The organism is Paraburkholderia sp. GAS41 (genome assembly GCF_050436545.1).
Classification (GTDB): Bacteria; Pseudomonadota; Gammaproteobacteria; order Burkholderiales; family Burkholderiaceae; genus Paraburkholderia.
Genome location: NZ_JBNDMK010000022.1, coordinates 66,527 through 84,297, shown reverse-complemented (window position 1 = coordinate 84,297; position 17,771 = coordinate 66,527). Strand labels below are relative to the sequence as shown.

Below are 17,771 nucleotides of genomic sequence, written 5' to 3'. Positions count from 1 at the left end.
CGGTTGAGGGCGCGACTTCGATCCCAACGGGCTGTTGCCGCACGCAAGTAGGGCAGCGGCCCGTTTCATTTTGCGGATGCGCCGCTGCTGCAGGTGCGGCGCACACTGGAGCCTGACGATGGCGAAAAAACCGGAGCTCGACGATTTCCGCGTGCCGTATTCCGACGGCAAGAAGATCGAAAAATTTGCGCTCGCCGATTTCGATCCGGGCGCGAAGCCCTTCTCGACCGGTACAAAAGACGGCGACCGCGATCGCCTCGCGGAAATCGGCGCAAAGCTCGATGCCTTGCAGGAGTGCCTGCATGCCCAGAGCCGGCAGCGTGTCCTGCTGGTGTTGCAAGGCATGGACACGAGCGGCAAGGACGGGACGGTACGCGGCGTGTTTCGCGACGTCGATCCGCTCGGCTTGCGCATCGTGCCGTTCAAGGCGCCGACGCCCACCGAGCTTGCGCACGATTTCCTGTGGCGCGTGCATTCACAGGTGCCGGCCGCCGGCGAACTGACTGTCTTCAACCGCAGTCACTATGAAGACGTGCTGGTGCCGGTCGTGCTGGGTCAACTGGAAAAAAGCACCTGCGAGCGGCGTTATCGGCAGATTTGCGATTTCGAAGCGATGCTGGCCGAAAGCGGCACCACAATCGTCAAATGCATGCTGCACATTTCGAAAGACACGCAGCGTGCGCGGCTGCAGGCGCGCATTGACGATCCCACCAAGCACTGGAAGTTCGATGTCTCGGACCTCGAGGCGCGTAAACACTGGGATCAGTATCAGGCCGCGTATCACGATGCACTGGCCGCGACCTCGACACCCTACGCGCCGTGGTACATCATTCCGGCCGACTCGAAGACGCATCGCAACGTGATGGTCGCCGAACTGCTGCTGCGCACGCTCGAAGGTCTAAAGCTCGAATACCCGCCCGCGAAAGAATCGCTCAAGGGCGTGGTAGTCGCATGACGTGCACCGCGGTTTCAGCATGGGACGAAACCGGATCACGAGCCCACGAGACTTGAATCAACAATCGATCAACAACAAAGGAACGACATGTTGCGTGTGATTACCGCCAACCTGAACGGCATCCGCTCTGCGGCCAAGAAGGGCTTTTTCGAATGGTTCGGCGAGCAGAAAGCCGACGTGCTGTGTGTGCAGGAAATCAAATGCTCGCAGGACGACATGACCCCCGAATTTCTCGCGCCCCACAACTTCACGGGCTACTTTCAGCATGCCGTGAAGAAAGGCTACAGCGGCGCGGGAGTGTACACGCGCCACGAGCCGGACGAGGTGGTGATCGGCTTCGGCAGCGAAGAGTTCGATCCGGAAGGGCGTTACGTGGAATTGCGCTTCGGCAAGCTGTCGGTGGTGTCGGTGTATGTGCCGTCGGGTTCGAGCGGCGAAGATCGTCAGCAGGCCAAGTTCCGCTTCATGGACGAGTTCATGCCGCACCTCTCTGAGCTGAGCCAGGAGCGCGAAGTGATCGTGTGCGGCGACGTCAACATCGTCCACAAGGAAATCGACATCAAGAACTGGAAGAGCAACCAGAAGAATTCAGGTTGCCTGCCGGAAGAGCGCGAGTGGTTGACGAAGCTGTTCGACGAAGTGGGTTATGTCGACGTCTTCCGCACGCTCGACCAGCGTCCGGAACAGTACACGTGGTGGAGCAATCGCGGTCAGGCCTATGCCAAGAACGTCGGGTGGCGGATCGATTATCAGATCGCCACGGCGGGCATTGCCAGCAAGGCAAAGCGCACCGAGGTGTTCCGCGACATCAAGTTCAGCGACCATGCGCCGCTGACTGTCGATTACGATCACAAGCTCAAGAAGTAAGCGGGGGTTGCTCACCGCTCAGTCGCCGCGGCCCGGGTCGCGGCGCGGGCGGCCCATGTTGGCGTAGTCGGGCAACGCGTCGACGGTCTTGCCGATGGCTTTCGCGTAGAGTTGCAGCATGTCCGGCAGCCGTTTCATGATGTCCTGACGGCGTGCCGGCGTGTAGGGATGCACATAGATGTAGCCCTGATTGCGGCTGCTGTGCGTCACCGTTGCCAGTTTGTCCCACAGCGTGACGGCGGCGCGCGGATCGTAACCGGCGCGTGAGGCGATATCGCTGCCGATCACGTCGGCTTCGGTTTCGTCGGTGGGTGTGTATTTCATCTCGAGCAGTTGCGAGCCGATGCCAAGCGGCGCGACGCCGAGATCGGCGAGGCCGAATAATTGTGGAATCGCGCCGGACGAACCCAGTTGCGCCGCCTGCTGCTCGCCGAGGCGCTCGCGCGCGTGCTCGCGCAGCGCATGCGCGATCTCGTGACCGAGCAGCATGGCGAGTTCGTTGTCGTTCAGACGCGCGCGGTCGAGAATGCCGCTGTAGATCACGATCTTGCCGCCCGGCAGACAGTACATGCGGATATCCGGCGAGCGGATCACCGCGATTGTCCACTTCCAGTTCTTGGCCCGTTCATTCCACTTCAGCGAATACGGAATCAGCTTGTCGACGATCGCGTGCACGCGGATCACTCGCGCGTCAGTGTTGGGGTAGAGCCGGTCGGCGTGCTGGGCGCCGTAGACGATCTCCTGGAACTCGTCGGCGGCTTGAGCTTCCAGTGCCGGCGACGGAATCAGATTGCGAAACACCGCGTAGCTGCCGAAACGCAATTGCTGGGCGGGCGGCGAATACGGTGGCGGCCGGTCGTCGGCGGCGGTTGGGGCCGAGGTGGGGCTGCTTGCGCTGGCACCCGTCGGGGTACTCGCGGCACTCGCAGCGCTGGCAGCATTTGATGCCGCACCCGATGCACTATCTGGAACCGTGGCGCCCGACGGCGATTTCGCAGCGGGCGCGCTCACCGGCACCGTTGCGCTAGCCTGGGACGCAGAGGTCGACATCGCAGCTGCGTAGCCGCGCAGCGGCGCCGCGAGCATACTGCCCGCACAAAGCAACGCGAGCGCTGCACGCAGCAGATGCCGCACGCGGCGTGCAGGGATCGGGGCAGTCATCATCGTCCGCCAGGCCGCAGATACGCTCACGAGCGTAGCCTCCACGGCGCGATACGCAGCAACAGCAGCATGCCGGGTAGCGCCAGCGCGGTGCAGGCAAGGAAGTAGTCGAACCAGCCGATCTGCGCGACCACATAGCCACTCGCCGCGGACGCCAACGTACGCGGGACCGAGGCCAGACTGGTGAACAGCGCGAACTGGGTGGCGGTGTAACGGGGATCGGTGGTGCTGGCGATGTAGGCGGTAAACGCGGCCATCGTCAGGCCGGTGGCAAAGGTTTCGAGGCCGTAGACGAGCGCCAGCGCGACCGAGCGCGGATCGAGCTGCACCGTCCAGTCAATGCCGAACACGGACAGCAGTTTCGTCACGCCCTGGCTCGTGAACACGGCGAAATCGTAGATTGCGGTGAGCCCAGGCGACGCAGGCCCGAGATGCGCAAGCCATGCGAAGCCGAGCGTCGACACCATCTGCAGGATGCCGAACACCCACAGTCCGCGGCCTATACCGATACGCATCATCCACAGACCGCCGACGATGCCGCCCGCGAGACTCGCCCCAAACGCGGTGGTCTTGGCGATCACGCCAATCTGCGTGCGCGAGTAACCGATATCGAGGAAGAACGAGGTCGACAGGTTGGTCGCCATCGTGTCGCCGAGTTTGTAGAGAAAGATAAAGCTGAGCACGAACAGCGCGCCGCGCCAGCCGTCGCGCAGGATGAACTCGCGGAACGGTTCGACGATCGCTGCGCGCAGGTTTTTCGGCGGCGCGCCGTGCACTTGCGGCTCGCGCACCACGAGCGTCATGATCATGCCCGGCACCATGAAGGCGGCCGTCACCATGAACACGGTGGTCCACGGCAAATGGTCGGACAGGATCAGAGCGAGCGAGCCCGGCACCAGCGCGGCAATCTTGTACGCGTTGACGTGCACCGCGTTACCCAGACCCTGCTCGGTGTCCTTGAGCAACTCGCGCCGGTAGGCGTCAATGGAAATGTCCTGGCTCGCGCCGAAAAGCGCCACCAGCGCCGTGAGCGCTGCGACTGTCCAGATCGAATCGCGCGGCGACACGAAACCCAGGATGGCAATCGCCCCGGCCACGAGGATCTGCGTGACCAGCATCCAGCCGCGCCGGCGGCCTGGGCGCCAGCCCGGCAGGCGCGGCACGTAGCGGTCCATCAGCGGTGCCCAGACGAACTTCCAGGTGTAGGGAAACTGGATCAGCGCAAACAGGCCGATTTCCTTCAGATTGACGCCTTCAGATCGCAACCACGCCTGCACCAGATAGACGAGCGTGAACAGCGGCAATCCCGACGTAAAGCCGAGAAAGACGCAGATCAACATGTGCGTGTTCAGAAACGCACGCCAGCCGGTATGTTCGACGTGAGCGGTAAGTGCGGGCGCCTCGTGCGGCGGGTTCGACATTTGAGTGTGTGGCGTTAGCTTTTCTTGACGCGATAGACCGCAAGACTACCACGCCAGTTCACGCCCCACCGCACCGCCTGGCCGCCGTGCAGGACGACCCGGTCGAGAATCTCGATGCCGACCTCGGGTGCCAGCGCCTCGAAATCCTTGATGGTCAGCACGCGCACGTTCGGCGTGTTGTGCCACTGATACGGCAGCGATTTCGACACCGGCATGCGGCCTTGCAGCACGGATAGGCGGTGGGCCCAGTAGCCGAAATTCGGGAACGAGACGATGCATTCCTTGCCGACCCGCACCGTCTCGCGCAGGATCGCAGCAGTCTGATGGATGGTTTGCAGCGTCTGCGAAAGGATGGCGAAGTCGAAACTCTCGTCTTCGAACAGACGCAGGCCGTCTTCCAGATTCTGCTGGATGACATTGACGCCATTTTTGGTCGCCGCCAGCACCCCGGCATCGTTGATTTCGATGCCGTAACCCGACACTTCGAGTTCCTCGGTCAGCGTGGAAAGCAGCGAGCCGTCGCCGCAGCCCAGATCGAGCACGGTCGCGCGCGGTTCGACCCAGCGGGCGATGGCGCGGAAATCGGGGCGCAGCGCAAGATAATCGAGAGCGCGCTGGTTCATGCGTTCACCTCGGTGGCAATGCGTTCGTAATAGGCGCGCATCAGGTTGTGATAGCGCGCGTCGTCGAGCAGGAAGGCGTCGTGGCCGTGCGGCGCGTCGATTTCCGCGTATGTCACGGTGCGTTTGTGATCGAGCAGCGCCTTCACCAGTTCACGCGAGCGCGCCGGGGCGAAGCGCCAGTCGGTGGAGAAACTGGCGATCAGATATTTCGCCGTGGTGTGCGCGACGGCTTTGGTCAGATCGCCGTCGAACGCCTTGGCCGGATCGAAATAGTCGAGCGCGCGGGTGATCAGCAGATAGGTGTTCGCGTCGAAATAGTCGGCGAACTTGTCGCCCTGATAGCGCAAATACGATTCCACTTCGAATTCGACGTCGAAATTGAAGTTGTACGCATCGACGGCACCTTCCGCGCGGCGCAGCGAGCGGCCGAATTTCTCGGCCATGTCGTCGTCCGACAGATAGGTGATGTGGCCGATCATGCGTGCCACGCGCAAGCCGCGCTTCGGCTTGACGCCATGCGCATAGTAGTTGCCGCCGTGGAAATCGGGATCGGACAGGATCGCCGAGCGCGCGACCTCGTTAAACGCAATGTTCTGCGCGGAGAGCTTCGGCGTGGATGCCACGACGATGCAATGGCCGACGCGCTCCGGATACATCATGCTCCACGCGAGCGCCTGCATGCCGCCGAGGCTGCCGCCCATCACCGCGGCGAAACGCTCGATACCGAACGCGTCGGCGACGCGTGTCTGCGCGTTCACCCAGTCTTCCACGGTGACCACCGGGAAGCTCGCGCCGTACGGCACGCCCGTGGCCGGATCGATGCTCATCGGACCGGTGGAGCCGAAACACGAACCGAGATTGTTCACGCCGATGACGAAGAACCGGTTGGTGTCCAGGGGTTTGCCGGGACCGACCATGTTGTCCCACCAGCCGACGTTCTTCGGGTCATCCGCATAGACGCCCGCGACGTGGTGCGATGCGTTGAGCGCGTGACAGACCAGCACGGCATTGCTGCGCGCAGCGTTGAGCGTGCCGTAGGTCTCGACCATCAGGTCGAAACCGGCCAACGAGCTGCCGTTCTGCATGAGCAGCGGCTCGGAGAAATGCATTTTCTGGGGAGCGACGATACCGATTGAATCCATTCATTCCGCCTTCAACAGGGACGGCTAAATGGTGTCGGCAAGGCACGGAGACAAACAGTGTGCGCGGCTGACGACCTCTTTAGCCGCATTTATAGTGAACCGCCGGATGGAATTCCGGCAGGTTCGCGCGCCCGCAATCGAGTCAGCAAATCGGCGCGTCAGTGACAACAGTCAGGCGGAAAGTATAGCGGAAAATCTGGCGAGGCAGCGGCACTGCAGCGGCGGACGCGACGGGGCCGAGGCCTGCGCTTCGCATCCAACTCCAGCGGACTACTGAAGAATCAGTCGCAACTGCGCGTCGGCATGTTCACCCGGATGGCGCGCGAAGCCGCTGCGCGCATAACGGTGCCAGCGGCCGACGATATAGCTGAGCAGCAGATTGGCGCGTACGGCGGGATCGTAATCGGCCGGTAGCGGCACGGCTGGGGTCTGCGTCGCGGCATCGGCCTGCACGTTGGCATCCATCAGGCCGATTCGCAGACACTGCTTGAGCGAGGCCTCGACCCGTTCGAGTAGCTGATTGACGCGCTCGGTCAGGCGTTCATGCTCGCCTACGAGGGCCTCGCACGTCAGCACGCGCGTCATGCCCGGATTCTTCGCCGAAAAATTGAGCAGCATCAGCGCGATGGTTCGTGCCTGCAGCACGCCATTAGGCTCTTTCGTGGCGATCTGGTTGATGAGCCCGAAGATGGATTGTTCGATGAATTCGATCAGGGCCTCGAACATTTGCGCCTTGCTGGCGAAATGCCGGTATAGCGCGGCTTCCGATACGCCGAGTCGCGCGGCGAGCGCCGCGGTGGTGATCTTTTCGTTTTTCGGCGCCTCCAGCATGGTCGCGAGGGTCTGGAGGATATGCACGCGGCGTTCGCCGGGCTTCAGGCGGGCCGCGCGGGTACTGCCGCTGGCTGGCGGGTCTGCGGTTACGGTTTCGTCATGCCTGTGAATCGGTTGCATGTCTGTCGTCCCTTCAGTCGCACTGAGCGGGTGCCCAATCGGAGTGATTTTAACGAACGGATGCGTTTGTCGACATAGTGCGGACGGCCAGTACCCGGCAAGCGGCCCGGAATGCCGTTCGCACGCAGCGGCTCTGGGAGATGGCCGACGATCCACACGGTCCGAATGCCGAGCCTGCGGTAGTTCTTCAGATGCGAGCGCGTATCTTCGACGAGGATGGCGTCGGCAAGCGGCACATGGGCATCGCGCATGGCACGCCGTAGCATGCCGGCGTGGGGCTTGGCGCGCCAGCCGCGCCGGTCACGCATGTGTTCGATGGCGATCACGCGCTCGAACAGGCGGTCGATACGGAGCTCCGCGAGCACCGCCCGCGCGTATTGCTCAGGGGCGTTGGTCAGCACGATCTTGCGGCCAGGCAGGGCCGCAACCAGCCGGGCCAGGCCGCGTTCGCTGCGCACCATGGAAGGCAGATCGGGGAAGGTGTGGACGACCTTCAGAAAGTCGTGCGGGTCGACCGGATGATGGCGGGTGAGACCGAGCAGTGCCGCGCCGTAACGCTGGGTGTAGCCGACGCGCAGGCGGTTGGCTTCGTCGCGGTCCACCTGCAGGGTGTCGATGATGTACTGCGTCATCGCCCGGTTGATGGCCGGAAAAATCGAATGCGATGCGTGATGCAGCGTGTTGTCGAGATCGAATAGCCAGACCGGACTACCGCCGGCGATGTGCGGCCGGCGGCGTTTAGCGTGTCTGGAGGGCAGTTCATCCAAGGGACGCGCTGCCTGATCGGACATGCTCAATGGGAGCGGATCATCGTGCCGAACGGCTGTTCGGTCAGGATTTCCAGCAGTACCGAGTGTTCGATACGGCCGTCGATGATGTGCACCGAGCGCACGCCGCTCTTCGCCGCGTCGAGCGCGGAGGAGATCTTCGGCAGCATGCCGCCGGAGATGGTGCCGTCGGCGAACAGCGAGTCGATTTCGCGCGCGGACAGGTCGGTGAGCAGATTGCCTTCCTTGTCCATCACGCCGGGGATGTTGGTCATCATCACGAGCTTTTCGGCGTTCAGCACGACCGCCAGCTTGCCCGCGACCAGATCCGCGTTGATGTTGTACGACAGGCCGTCTTCGCCAAAGCCGATTGGCGAGATCACCGGAATGAACGCGTCGTCCTGCAGTGCCTTGACGACCGCCGGGTTGATCGCCTCGACTTCGCCGACCTGCCCGATGTCGACATACTGGCCGGGATTGTCGCGATCCGGCATCAGCATCTTGCGCGCGTGGATCAGGCCGCCGTCCTTGCCGGTGAGGCCTACCGCGTGACCGCCGAAGTGATTGATCAGCGTGACGATGTCCTGCTGCACTTCGCCGCCGAGCACCCATTCGACGACTTCCATCGTCTCTTCGTCGGTAACCCGCATGCCCTGGATGAAGGTGCCCTGTTTGCCGATCTTCTTGAGCGCCTGGTCGATCTGCGGACCACCGCCGTGCACGATGACCGGATTGATACCGACCAGCTTCAGCAGAATGACGTCGCGCGCGAAGCCTTGCTTCAGGCGCTCTTCGGTCATTGCGTTGCCGCCGTATTTGATGACCACGGTCTTGCCGTGATACTGGCGGATATAAGGCAGTGCCTCGGCCAGAATTTCGGCCTTCAGGGTGGGGGCGATCTGCGAGAGGTCAGGAATTTCGGACATGGCGGCAGGGCTCAGGCACGGAACAGTTGAAACACGGCGAATTGTACAGGACTGGCGCGGTGCAACAGGGTTTTCCATATGTGTTCTGGCGACGGGCGTCGCCGGGCTGGCGCACTGCGCAATGGACGTTGCGCGCACGCCACTCGGCAGGCGCTGCCATGGCCATCAGCGGGAGATTTGCGCGCGCTGCGGTGGCTTCGGCGAGACGGGGTCTTCAGGCGGCTTGCCGGACGTGGCATCATTTCCTGACCGGATGTCCGGTCACTCACCCTGGATTGCCATGAATCCGCCCGCTGAACAGGTGCCTGCCAATAGCGCGCGCTGCCCGCGTTGTCGCCGCGTGTTTGACTGTGCGATGCATGGGCAGCCGTTCGACTGCTGGTGCAAATCGATGCCGGCGTTGCCCGTAGACCGGCTGGACCCGGGTGGCCGCTGTCTGTGCCCGGAGTGTCTTGCGGCGGAGATTGCGCGCATGCAGGCGGGGCAGGCCGCCGGAGGCGAGACGGGCTGAGGGCGGAGCGCTAATTTGCGGGCGCCAATGGGCACCGCCGGGCACGGCGCCGCGCCCGCCCTATCCGCGTGGGTTGGCAAGCGCACCCAGGTCGCGCGTCACTTCTTCCAGCACCGGCGTCCAGTCGCCGAAGCGGGGTTGCCGGTACAGCGTCGCGTTGGGATACCACGGGCTGTCGCGTCGTTCCAGCAGCCATGTCCAATGCGGATTGACGTCGAGCAGCACCCACGTGCGTTGCCCGATTGCGCCGCTCAGATGGGCGACCGAGGTACACACCGTAATCACCAGATCGAGCGCGCTGACGAAGGCTGCGGTGTCGTCGAAGCTTTTCAGCTCCGCGGTGTAATCGGTCATGGGCAGCCCGGCCGTTTGCGCGGCGGCGACGTCTGCCGCGGCGCCGGGCTGGAGGGAATAGAACGCCGCGCCGCCAATATTCGCAAAAGCCGATGCAAGGCGCTGCCAGCCCACCGCCCGGAACGGATTACGCTGGTGACCGAGACTGCCGGTCCATGCCAGTCCGACCTTGAGCCGCTTTTCGCCCGCGAAGCGTGCCCGCCAGGACGCGCTGGCTGCGGCATCCGGACGCAGGTAGGGGACGGTGCGGGCAAGGGTGTCGTCGAGCGTGCCGAGCACGAGCGGCACACTCAGCAGCGGGATCTCGTAGTCGAACCGGGGTAGCGCTTCGACACCGCCGCCTGCCGAGTAGTCGTCCACGTGGCTGCCCAGGCTGCGCACCAGCAGCGCCCCCATCTGCGGGAACGAGTTCCATACGACACGGCCGCCTTGCGCATGCACGCGCTCCGCCAGTAGCGGGATGTAGCGGCAGCACTGCAGCAGGTCGCCCATGCCTTGCTCGCCCCACACCAGCAGCGTCTTGCCCGCGAGCGGTTCGCCTTGCCACTGCGGTGCCGGCATGGCCGGCCGGTTGCCGCCCAGTTCCCGCGAGCCCTGCCAGCGCGCTTCGTGAGCCGCCCAGCCTTGCAGATAGTCGCCGCGCACGAGGTGCAGCATTGCCAGGTTCGAGCGCATCGAGGGGTCACCAGGCGCGCGTTCACAGGAGGTCTGCGTGAGTTGGATGGCCTCGTCCCAGCGTTGCGCTTCCTTGAGCGCCAGCGCATAGTTGTTCAGCGCCAGCGGGTTCTCGGGCGCCAGTTCGACGGCACGTGCACCCGCTTCGAGCGCGCGTGGCAAGTCCATGGCAAAGCGGCTCGCCTGGGCAAGATTGGTCCAGGCATTGATGTCGAGCGGAGCGGATTTGAGTTCACCTTCCAGCAACGCGACCTGCTCGGCGACATCGCCGCCAGTGAGCGCGAGCGCCCCGGCCAGGTTGGTACGCAGTTGCGGCAGAAGCGGGTCGAGCGCGAGCGCGTGACGATAGGGCGCGAGCGCATCGCCGTGCCGGTTCGCCAACTGAAGCGCGTAGCCCAGCCGGAAGCTCGCGATGGCTTCGTCGGGCCGCAGTTGCGCAATAATGGCGGCGAATGCGACGGCGTCGTCATGTCGGCGTTGCTCGAGAAGACTGAAAGTGATGTTTTCGGGCGTACCGTGGTCGACAGCTTGCAGGAGCGTCGCCGCCTCAAGCCAGATGGCGCGCGCTTCAGCCAGACCGTTCTGCTGCGCCAGTACCGCACGCTGGAGGAAAGTCAGGAACGCGGGCCACGCAGGGTGGTCGGGGTCGGAAATCATAGGCGGCATGAATCTGTCCGTACGGTGACGCAATTTTTGTCGAGCGAGCGATGGTACCGTCGAACCTCAAGGCAGTGTTTCGGACAACTCCGAACAGGTAAACTGGCGTCATGCATCGTATAACCATTACCGGCCGGGTCAACCTGGGACATCTGTTCTGGCTACGCTGTCTCGCGATCATCGGTCAACTGGCGACCATTGCGGTCGTGCAGACCTTCGTCGGCGTGCACCTGCCGCTGCCCGCCATGTTGCTGGTCATCATCCTCGAAGCCGTTTTCAACGCACTCACCTGGTTGCGTGTCTCGAAGCAGCGGCCCGAATCCAATCTCGAATTGTTCGGTCAGCTATGGGTCGACCTCGGTGCGCTGTCGGCACTGCTGTTTCTCTCCGGCGGGACCACCAATCCGTTCGTCTCGCTCTACCTGCCCTCGCTGGCGATCGCGGCGGCCGTGCTGCCATGGCATCTGATGCTGTGGCTCGCCGCCTTCGCGGTGGCTTGCTATGGCGCACTCGGTTTCGATTCCGTACCGCTGAATCTCGACAATCCCGCCAATCTGTTCGACTACTACCGTGCCGGCATGTGGGTGAATTTCACGGTGAGTGTCGGCCTGATTGCATGGTTCGTCGCGCGCATGTCACGCGCCCTGCGTCAGCGTGACGCAGCGCTGGGCGATGCCCAGCAGCGTCTGCTGCGCGACGAACGCGCGGTGGCCCTCGGCGTGCAGGCCGCAACGGTGGCGCACGAGATTGGCACGCCGCTTTCCACCATTGCGATGCTGTCCGAAGAATTGCGCGATGCCGCCCGCAGCGACGCGGGCCTTGCCCCCTACAGCGCGGATCTCGAATTGCTCGAGCAGCAGATGACGCTATGCACGTCGGCACTGGCGCGATTGCGCTCGCGCGCATCGGCGCCGGGGAGCCGGCAGCCGGTTGGCGAATGGCTCGAGTCGTTCGCGCAACAGTGGCGTCTGCGTCATCCGCACGTCAAGTTCGAGCGGCTGGGTATGCCGCCCGTCGAGGTCGATCTTGACGATACGGTCGCGGTCAGCCAGATTCTGACGATCCTGCTCGACAACGCGGCGCGCGCGAGCCGCGATTACGTGACGCTCGCGGCCACACTCTCGCAGCAGGGCGAGCGCATCGAGTTTGAAATTTGCGACGCCGGGCCCGGCATCCCGGCGTCGTTGCGCGGCTCGCTTGGAGCGATGCCGGTCGACAGTACCCAAGGCGGCCACGGCGTCGGTCTGTATCTGGCGTTTTCGGCGGCGAACCGGCTCGGCGGGTCGATCGAGTTGACCGACGTCAAGGAGACCAGACCGCGCGGCACGCGTGCCGTGCTGCGACTACCGGTGGCGGGTCGACAATCATCCGGCGCGGGCCGTGGAGGCGCCGCGCCATCCAATACGGAGAAACAGGCATGAGCGACATGAATTTTCTGGTGATCGACGACGACGAAGTCTTCTCCGGCATCCTCGCGCGCGGTTTGACGCGGCGCGGCTTTACGGTGTCGGAAGCGCACAACGCCGCGGAGGCGATCAAGCTCGCGAATCAGCAGAAGTTCGGCCAGATCACGGTGGACCTGCACCTGGGCAACGATTCGGGCCTCACGCTGGTGGCGCCGCTGCGCGACCTGCAACCGGACGCGCGCATGCTCGTGCTGACCGGTTATGCGAGCATTGCGACGGCCGTTCAGGCGGTCAAGGACGGCGCCGACAACTATCTGGCCAAGCCGGCTAACGTGGAAACGATTCTGTCGGCACTGCAAAGTGAAGCGAGTGCGCTGCAGGCCGAAGAGGCCATCGAACATCCCACACCGCTTTCGGTGGCGCGGCTCGAATGGGAACATATCCAGCGCGTGCTGGCCGAGCATGGCGGCAATATTTCCGCGACGGCGCGCGCGTTGAACATGCATCGGCGCACGTTGCAGCGCAAGTTGGCGAAACGGCCGGTGAAGCAATAAGCGGCGCTGCGGCAAACTACGCCGCAGCGCACCGCGTCGCGCTGTTACAGCACGTAGCGCGACAGATCTTCGTCACCCGCAACTTCGTTCAGCGCGCGGTCGACATACGCGGCATCGATCCGGACCTTCGTGCCCGAGTGATTGCCGGCCGCAAACGACACTTCCTCGAGCAGCTTTTCGATCACCGTATACAGCCGGCGTGCGCCGATGTTCTCGGTTTTCTCGTTCACCGAGAAGGCGATTTCCGCGAGGCGGCGAATGCCGTCGTCGGCGAAGTCGAGATGCACGTCTTCCGTTGCGAGCAAAGCCTGATATTGCTTCACCAGACTGGCGTCGGTGGAGACCAGAATCGATTCAAAATCCTTCACGGAGAGTGAATCCAGTTCGACGCGAATCGGGAAACGTCCCTGCAGTTCTGGAATCAGATCGCTCGGCTTGGCAAGATGAAATGCGCCACTGGCGATAAACAGGATGTGATCGGTTTTGACCATCCCGTATTTGGTGTTGATCGTCGTGCCTTCCACGAGCGGCAGCAGATCGCGCTGCACGCCCTGACGCGAGACCTCACCGCCGCCGGTTTCGCTGCGCGAGGCGATCTTGTCGATCTCGTCGAGGAACACGATGCCGTTCTGCTCGACGTTCTGCACCGCCTTGGTCTTCACTTCCTCGTCGTTGAGCATCTTCGACGCTTCTTCGTCGGTCAGCAGTTTCAACGCTTCCTTCACCTTCAGCTTGCGGCGCGTTTTCTTGCCACCGCCGAGGTTGGCGAACATCGAGCGGATCTGCTCGGTCATGTCTTCCATGCCGGGCGGCCCCATGATGTCCATGCCCACTTGCGGCTGCTCGACGTCGAGCTCGATTTCCTTGTCGTCGAGCAGACCTTCGCGCAGGCGCTTGCGGAAAGTCTGGCGCGTCGTGCTGCCTTCATCGGCGACGTCCGAGGCGCCGAATCCAACCGGCCGCGCGCTCGGCAGCAGGATGTCGAGAATGCGGTCTTCGGCCTGATCTTCCGCCTTGGTGCGCACCTTGCGCATTTCTGTTTCGCGGGTCTGCTTCACCGAAATTTCGATCAGGTCGCGTACGATGCTGTCCACATCGCGACCCACGTAACCCACTTCGGTGAACTTGGTGGCTTCGATCTTGATGAACGGTGCGTCCGCGAGCTTGGCCAGACGACGGGCGATTTCCGTTTTGCCGACGCCAGTCGGTCCGATCATCAGGATGTTTTTCGGCGTGATTTCCTGGCGCAGCGGCTCGCCGACCTGCTGACGGCGCCAGCGGTTGCGCAGCGCCACCGCGACCGCCTTCTTCGCGCGGCCTTGGCCGATGATGTGCTTGTCGAGTTCCGAGACGATCTCGGCAGGGGTCATGGTGCTCATCGTGGGTCCTTACTCGATCGTCTCGATAACGCGGTTGTGATTCGTGTAGATACACATGTCGCCGGCAATCTGCAGTGACTTTTCGACGATCTCGCGCGGCGACAGGTCGGTGTTGTCAGCGAGCGCCTTGGCCGCGGCTTGCGCATACGCGCCGCCCGAACCAATTGCGCAGATGCCGCCTTCCGGGTCCAGCACGTCGCCGTTGCCGGTGATGACGAGGGTGGTATGCGCGTCGGCTGTGATCAGCATGGCTTCGAGCCGGCGTAGCATGCGGTCGGTGCGCCAGTCTTTGGCGAGTTCGACGGCCGAGCGGGTCAGATTGCCCTGATGTTTTTCCAGCTTGGCTTCGAAGCGGTCGAGCAGCGAAAAGGCGTCGGCGGTGCCGCCGGCGAAGCCGACCAGTACCTGGCCGTTATAGATGCGCCGGACTTTTTTGGCACCGCCCTTCATGACGATATTGCCCAGCGTGACCTGACCGTCGCCGCCGAGGGCGACTTTGTCGCCGCGGCGCACTGAGACGATCGTCGTGCCGTGAAATTGCTCCATATGCGTTCCTTTTGCAAAGCGGGTAGGACGCGGTGGCGCTGGTGCGCCAGCGCGCCAGATGCACCGGACGGCTATCTACGGGACGGCGGTCCATTACCGCCTGAATCCAGCAGAGCGGACGGCGCGCAACATCAGGCCGGTACAACACGGCCTGCGCGCGCCCGTGCGGCGCATGTCCAGTTTATTTTAGGGCGTGCGCTGTCATATCAAGAGCTAGCCGGATGGCATAGGGCGGAAAAACGCCGGAAAAAAGCGGTAGGGACGGGATGGGGCGGCGCGAGGCCTGAGGTGAGGCGGGGGAAATGACGTGGCGCGCGCGGCGAACGGAGTCGGGGGCGGTAAAAGATGCTGCTAAAAGGTCGCCGGAGGCTTGGGGCAGAGATGGGCGCTGGCAAACGGGCACCGGACGGGCAGCGGACGGGCAGCGGGCAAACGGCGACCGGGCGCGTCCGCTGCGTCCTGCCAAACCACGCGGCCTGAAGCTAGAAAAGCCGGAAAAGACGCTGGCGCAACGTGCCCGGCCAACCACCGCGACGGCGCGCGCGCAAAGAAAAAGGCGCACAGTTCACCGTGCGCCTCTCAACGAAGCAGCTCATCAAGGCGGGCCTAAAGCCGCGCCGCGGGCAATCAGTCGCCGAACAGCTTCTGGCGCAGTTCGCGGCGTTCCTGCGCTTCGAGCGACAGGGTAGCCGTGGGCCGGGCCAGCATACGCGGAATGCCGATCGGTTCGCCGGTTTCTTCGCACCAGCCGTATTCGCCCGAATCAATGCGCGCGAGCGATTGCTGCACCTTCTTCAGCAGCTTGCGTTCGCGGTCGCGCGTGCGCAGTTCCAGCGCATGCTCTTCCTCGATCGTTGCGCGATCGGCCGGGTCCGGCACGATCACGGTTTCGCGCAGGTTTTCGGTCGTCTGGCCGGCATTGCGGAGAATCTCCGCCTGCAGCTGTTCGAGCTTGTTCTTGAAGAAAGCGAGCTGATCCTCATTCATGTAATCCTTGTCGCTCATCTTCAGGATTTCGGCTTCGGTCAAGAGTCGTTTCGTTGTCATCTGGCTTGCTTCTTCAATGTGAGGCAAAACTCGTACATGTTGCCCGCTCTTTCGTGTTGTCCGCGAAGGCGCGTTGAACGCTCAATGAGCCTCGGTGATCACGAACGGTGGACTGTCGTGACGCCGAAGCGCGGGGCGTCCATGCGCCGGACGCCTGGGCGCAGGCGCTCAAGCGTCGATGCGGGGCCGAACTCCTCTGGAAACGATCTTCAAATGCTCCTGAGGCATTGCTTACCGGCGGCGCGCCATTCGAGGCGGTGGGCCAACCAGCTTGTCGGCGTGCTGCTTTCCGGACTAGATTTTCCGGCGCCGTGTCAGGCCCGGCGCGGGTTACGCGCTGATCGGGCGATCGTTCTCATTCTCCAGTGGGGTCGTATTGTAACTGAATCACAATACGCCACCGCAACCAGGATTATTTCGGCGCCCGGCACGCCAATTTCCTGAAAATATAACGCGCGAACGGCTAAAAAGCGATAACCGTGCACGATTCGTGCAACAAGGGTTTTCACGCGTTTTTCGCAGCTTATGTGCTTACCGGGTGTGTTAACTGGAATCGGAAGCTTTGCGAGCCTCCAGCATTCCTCATTCCCGGGCGTGTCCACCCTGTTGCAGGGCCCCGATTACACGAGGCAGGCGCTCAGACCGTCGGTGATCAGGTCTTGCGGCAATTCGATGCCGATAAACACCATCTTGCTGTTTTTCTTCTCGACGGGTTGCCATTTGGCGGCCAGATCGCTGCCCATCATCTGATGCACGCCCTGGAACACCACTTTGCGGTCGACGCCCTTCATGTACAGCACGCCCTTGTAGCGCAGCAGCCGTTCGCCGTAAATCTGCAGAATGCCGCCGAGGAAATCTTCGAGCTTGTTCGGATCGAACGGGCGCTCGCTGCGGAACACGAACGATTTGATCTTGTCGTCGTGATGCGCGTGGTGGTGATGGCCGTGGTCGTGGCCTTCGTGGTCACAGTGGCCATGGTCGTGGTCGCAATTCGCGTGATCGTCATGCGTATGACCGTGCTCGTCGTGCGCATGGGCGTGGCTGTGTGCGTGCTCGTCCTCGGCGAGGAAGTCCGGATCGATTTCGAGCTTCGAGTTCAGGTTGAAGCCACGCAGGTCGAAAATTTCCTTGATGTCGGCCTCGCCAAAATTCACCACCTTGGTCGCTGCCCGCGGGTTCATGTGCAGCAGGCGATGGCGCAGGGCGTCCACGGCGGCTTCGTCGACCAGATCGGCCTTGGTGATGAACAGCCGGTCGGCGAAGCCCACCTGGCGCTGTACCACTTCGTGCTCGTCGAGTTGATGGTTGGCGTGCTTGGCGTCGACCAACGTAATGATCGCGTCGAGCAGGAATTCGTCGGCGATTTCGTTATCCATGAAGAACGTCTGCGCGACCGGCCCCGGATTGGCCAGACCCGTGGTTTCGATCACGACGCGGTCGAAGTCCACCTCGCCGGCGCGCTTTTTCGCCGCCAGATCGCTGAGCACGCGCGCCAGGTCGCCGCGAATCGTGCAGCAGATGCAGCCGTTGCTCATCTGGATGATCTGCTCGTTCGCGTCCTGCACGAGGATCTCGTTGTCGATGTTCTCTTCGCCGAACTCGTTCTCGATCACGGCGATCTTCATGCCGTGCTTTTCGTTCAGGATGCGCTTGAGCAGCGTGGTTTTGCCGCTGCCGAGGAAGCCGGTCAGGATAGTGACGGGAATCATGGAGGTCGCCTCTGTTTGTGCGTGAATCTGTGCGTGAATCGGAATGGCTGGATCGAAGGCGGCAGGCACGGGCCGCGCCGTTCGAGCTGGTCGGTTATTGAAACATATCTGTCAAGC

The 17,771-nt window shown here is 63.0% G+C and carries 17 protein-coding genes; 5 read left to right on the top strand and 12 right to left on the bottom strand.

All coding sequences use genetic code 11. From position 1 onward, the window contains the following. The first annotated feature begins 118 nt into the window (after positions 1–118). Together P3T43_RS26155 and P3T43_RS26150 are read left to right on the top strand one after the other, a co-directional pair. Positions 119–955 carry a polyphosphate kinase 2 family protein gene (locus P3T43_RS26155; protein WP_429283906.1) on the top strand — a complete coding sequence of 279 codons (837 nt, stop codon included), beginning with the start codon at positions 119–121 and terminating at the stop codon, positions 953–955. 87 nt (positions 956–1,042) lie between these two features. Next, complete coding sequence (locus P3T43_RS26150) at positions 1,043–1,822, top strand: exodeoxyribonuclease III (protein ID WP_429283905.1); 780 nt, start codon at positions 1,043–1,045, stop codon at positions 1,820–1,822. 18 nt (positions 1,823–1,840) lie between these two features. Here the strand turns inward: P3T43_RS26150 and P3T43_RS26145 are convergent, their stop codons facing one another. The 7 genes from P3T43_RS26145 to argB all read right to left on the bottom strand — a co-directional run bounded on the left by P3T43_RS26145 (position 1,841) and on the right by argB (position 8,816). Next, entirely contained in the window at positions 1,841–2,983 is a 1,143-nt protein-coding gene (locus P3T43_RS26145) for a M48 family metalloprotease (protein ID WP_429283904.1), read from the bottom strand. A gap of 26 nt (positions 2,984–3,009) precedes the next feature. Continuing rightward, positions 3,010–4,404 carry an AmpG family muropeptide MFS transporter gene (locus P3T43_RS26140; protein ID WP_429283903.1) on the bottom strand — a complete coding sequence of 465 codons (1,395 nt, stop codon included), beginning with the start codon at positions 4,402–4,404 and terminating at the stop codon, positions 3,010–3,012. 14 nt (positions 4,405–4,418) lie between these two features. Beyond that, positions 4,419–5,027, bottom strand: coding sequence for a methionine biosynthesis protein MetW (metW, locus tag P3T43_RS26135; protein ID WP_429283902.1), 609 nt, complete (start codon positions 5,025–5,027; stop codon positions 4,419–4,421). Next, on the bottom strand, positions 5,024–6,169 hold the full coding sequence (metX, locus tag P3T43_RS26130; protein ID WP_429283901.1) for a homoserine O-succinyltransferase MetX: 1,146 nt from the start codon (positions 6,167–6,169) through the stop codon (positions 5,024–5,026). The genes metW and metX overlap by 4 nt, the downstream gene beginning before the upstream one ends. 270 nt (positions 6,170–6,439) lie before the next feature. After that, on the bottom strand, positions 6,440–7,123 hold the full coding sequence (slmA, locus tag P3T43_RS26125; protein WP_429283900.1) for a nucleoid occlusion factor SlmA: 684 nt from the start codon (positions 7,121–7,123) through the stop codon (positions 6,440–6,442). Next, positions 7,090–7,914: a pyrimidine 5'-nucleotidase gene (locus tag P3T43_RS26120; RefSeq protein WP_429283899.1), complete on the bottom strand. Its 825-nt coding sequence runs from the start codon at positions 7,912–7,914 to the stop codon at positions 7,090–7,092. The genes slmA and P3T43_RS26120 overlap by 34 nt, the downstream gene beginning before the upstream one ends. A gap of 2 nt (positions 7,915–7,916) precedes the next feature. After that, a complete protein-coding gene (gene argB, locus P3T43_RS26115; protein WP_429266262.1) occupies positions 7,917–8,816 on the bottom strand; it encodes an acetylglutamate kinase in 900 nt (299 codons plus the stop codon). 280 nt (positions 8,817–9,096) lie between these two features. On the opposite strand from argB, the gene P3T43_RS26110 reads away from it, so the two are divergent. Then, positions 9,097–9,327, top strand: coding sequence for a cysteine-rich CWC family protein (locus P3T43_RS26110; protein WP_429283898.1), 231 nt, complete (start codon positions 9,097–9,099; stop codon positions 9,325–9,327). 60 nt (positions 9,328–9,387) lie between these two features. Here P3T43_RS26110 and P3T43_RS26105 read toward each other — a convergent pair whose 3' ends face one another. Continuing rightward, positions 9,388–11,022, bottom strand: a complete 1,635-nt coding sequence (locus P3T43_RS26105) for a hypothetical protein (RefSeq protein ID WP_429283897.1) — start codon at positions 11,020–11,022, stop codon at positions 9,388–9,390. Positions 11,023–11,123: 101 nt separating this feature from the next. Here P3T43_RS26105 and P3T43_RS26100 point away from each other — a divergent pair, with 101 nt between their 5' ends. Beyond that, positions 11,124–12,434 (top strand): ATP-binding protein, encoded by a 1,311-nt coding sequence (locus tag P3T43_RS26100; protein WP_429283896.1) that lies wholly within the window; start codon positions 11,124–11,126, stop codon positions 12,432–12,434. Then, positions 12,431–12,973 (top strand): response regulator transcription factor, encoded by a 543-nt coding sequence (locus P3T43_RS26095; RefSeq protein ID WP_429283895.1) that lies wholly within the window; start codon positions 12,431–12,433, stop codon positions 12,971–12,973. Before P3T43_RS26100 ends, P3T43_RS26095 begins: the two co-directional genes overlap by 4 nt. 44 nt (positions 12,974–13,017) lie before the next feature. On the opposite strand, the gene hslU is transcribed toward P3T43_RS26095, so the two are convergent. From hslU to P3T43_RS26075, 4 genes are all read right to left on the bottom strand, one after another. Further along, positions 13,018–14,352, bottom strand: a complete 1,335-nt coding sequence (gene hslU, locus P3T43_RS26090) for an ATP-dependent protease ATPase subunit HslU (RefSeq protein WP_429283894.1) — start codon at positions 14,350–14,352, stop codon at positions 13,018–13,020. Positions 14,353–14,361: 9 nt separating this feature from the next. After that, on the bottom strand, positions 14,362–14,898 hold the full coding sequence (hslV, locus tag P3T43_RS26085) for an ATP-dependent protease subunit HslV (protein WP_429283893.1): 537 nt from the start codon (positions 14,896–14,898) through the stop codon (positions 14,362–14,364). Between the two features lie 627 nt (positions 14,899–15,525). Then, positions 15,526–15,945 carry an RNA polymerase-binding protein DksA gene (gene dksA, locus P3T43_RS26080; RefSeq protein ID WP_064285917.1) on the bottom strand — a complete coding sequence of 140 codons (420 nt, stop codon included), beginning with the start codon at positions 15,943–15,945 and terminating at the stop codon, positions 15,526–15,528. A gap of 620 nt (positions 15,946–16,565) precedes the next feature. Next, complete coding sequence (locus P3T43_RS26075) at positions 16,566–17,654, bottom strand: CobW family GTP-binding protein (RefSeq protein ID WP_429283892.1); 1,089 nt, start codon at positions 17,652–17,654, stop codon at positions 16,566–16,568. Positions 17,655–17,771 lie beyond the last annotated feature (117 nt).

Excerpts from the sequence above, each read along its gene's own strand:
- P3T43_RS26155 (WP_429283906.1), top strand. The coding sequence starts at position 119 with ATGGCGAAAAAACCGGAGCTCGACGATTTCCGCGTGCCGTATTCCGAC.
- P3T43_RS26150 (WP_429283905.1), top strand. The coding sequence starts at position 1,043 with ATGTTGCGTGTGATTACCGCCAACCTGAACGGCATCCGCTCTGCGGCC.
- P3T43_RS26145 (WP_429283904.1), bottom strand. The coding sequence starts at position 2,983 with ATGACTGCCCCGATCCCTGCACGCCGCGTGCGGCATCTGCTGCGTGCA.
- P3T43_RS26140 (WP_429283903.1), bottom strand. The coding sequence starts at position 4,404 with ATGTCGAACCCGCCGCACGAGGCGCCCGCACTTACCGCTCACGTCGAA.
- metW (WP_429283902.1), bottom strand. The coding sequence starts at position 5,027 with ATGAACCAGCGCGCTCTCGATTATCTTGCGCTGCGCCCCGATTTCCGC.
- metX (WP_429283901.1), bottom strand. The coding sequence starts at position 6,169 with ATGGATTCAATCGGTATCGTCGCTCCCCAGAAAATGCATTTCTCCGAG.
- slmA (WP_429283900.1), bottom strand. The coding sequence starts at position 7,123 with ATGCAACCGATTCACAGGCATGACGAAACCGTAACCGCAGACCCGCCA.
- P3T43_RS26120 (WP_429283899.1), bottom strand. The coding sequence starts at position 7,914 with ATGTCCGATCAGGCAGCGCGTCCCTTGGATGAACTGCCCTCCAGACAC.
- argB (WP_429266262.1), bottom strand. The coding sequence starts at position 8,816 with ATGTCCGAAATTCCTGACCTCTCGCAGATCGCCCCCACCCTGAAGGCC.
- P3T43_RS26110 (WP_429283898.1), top strand. The coding sequence starts at position 9,097 with ATGAATCCGCCCGCTGAACAGGTGCCTGCCAATAGCGCGCGCTGCCCG.
- P3T43_RS26105 (WP_429283897.1), bottom strand. The coding sequence starts at position 11,022 with ATGCCGCCTATGATTTCCGACCCCGACCACCCTGCGTGGCCCGCGTTC.
- P3T43_RS26100 (WP_429283896.1), top strand. The coding sequence starts at position 11,124 with ATGCATCGTATAACCATTACCGGCCGGGTCAACCTGGGACATCTGTTC.
- P3T43_RS26095 (WP_429283895.1), top strand. The coding sequence starts at position 12,431 with ATGAGCGACATGAATTTTCTGGTGATCGACGACGACGAAGTCTTCTCC.
- hslU (WP_429283894.1), bottom strand. The coding sequence starts at position 14,352 with ATGAGCACCATGACCCCTGCCGAGATCGTCTCGGAACTCGACAAGCAC.
- hslV (WP_429283893.1), bottom strand. The coding sequence starts at position 14,898 with ATGGAGCAATTTCACGGCACGACGATCGTCTCAGTGCGCCGCGGCGAC.
- dksA (WP_064285917.1), bottom strand. The coding sequence starts at position 15,945 with ATGACAACGAAACGACTCTTGACCGAAGCCGAAATCCTGAAGATGAGC.
- P3T43_RS26075 (WP_429283892.1), bottom strand. The coding sequence starts at position 17,654 with ATGATTCCCGTCACTATCCTGACCGGCTTCCTCGGCAGCGGCAAAACC.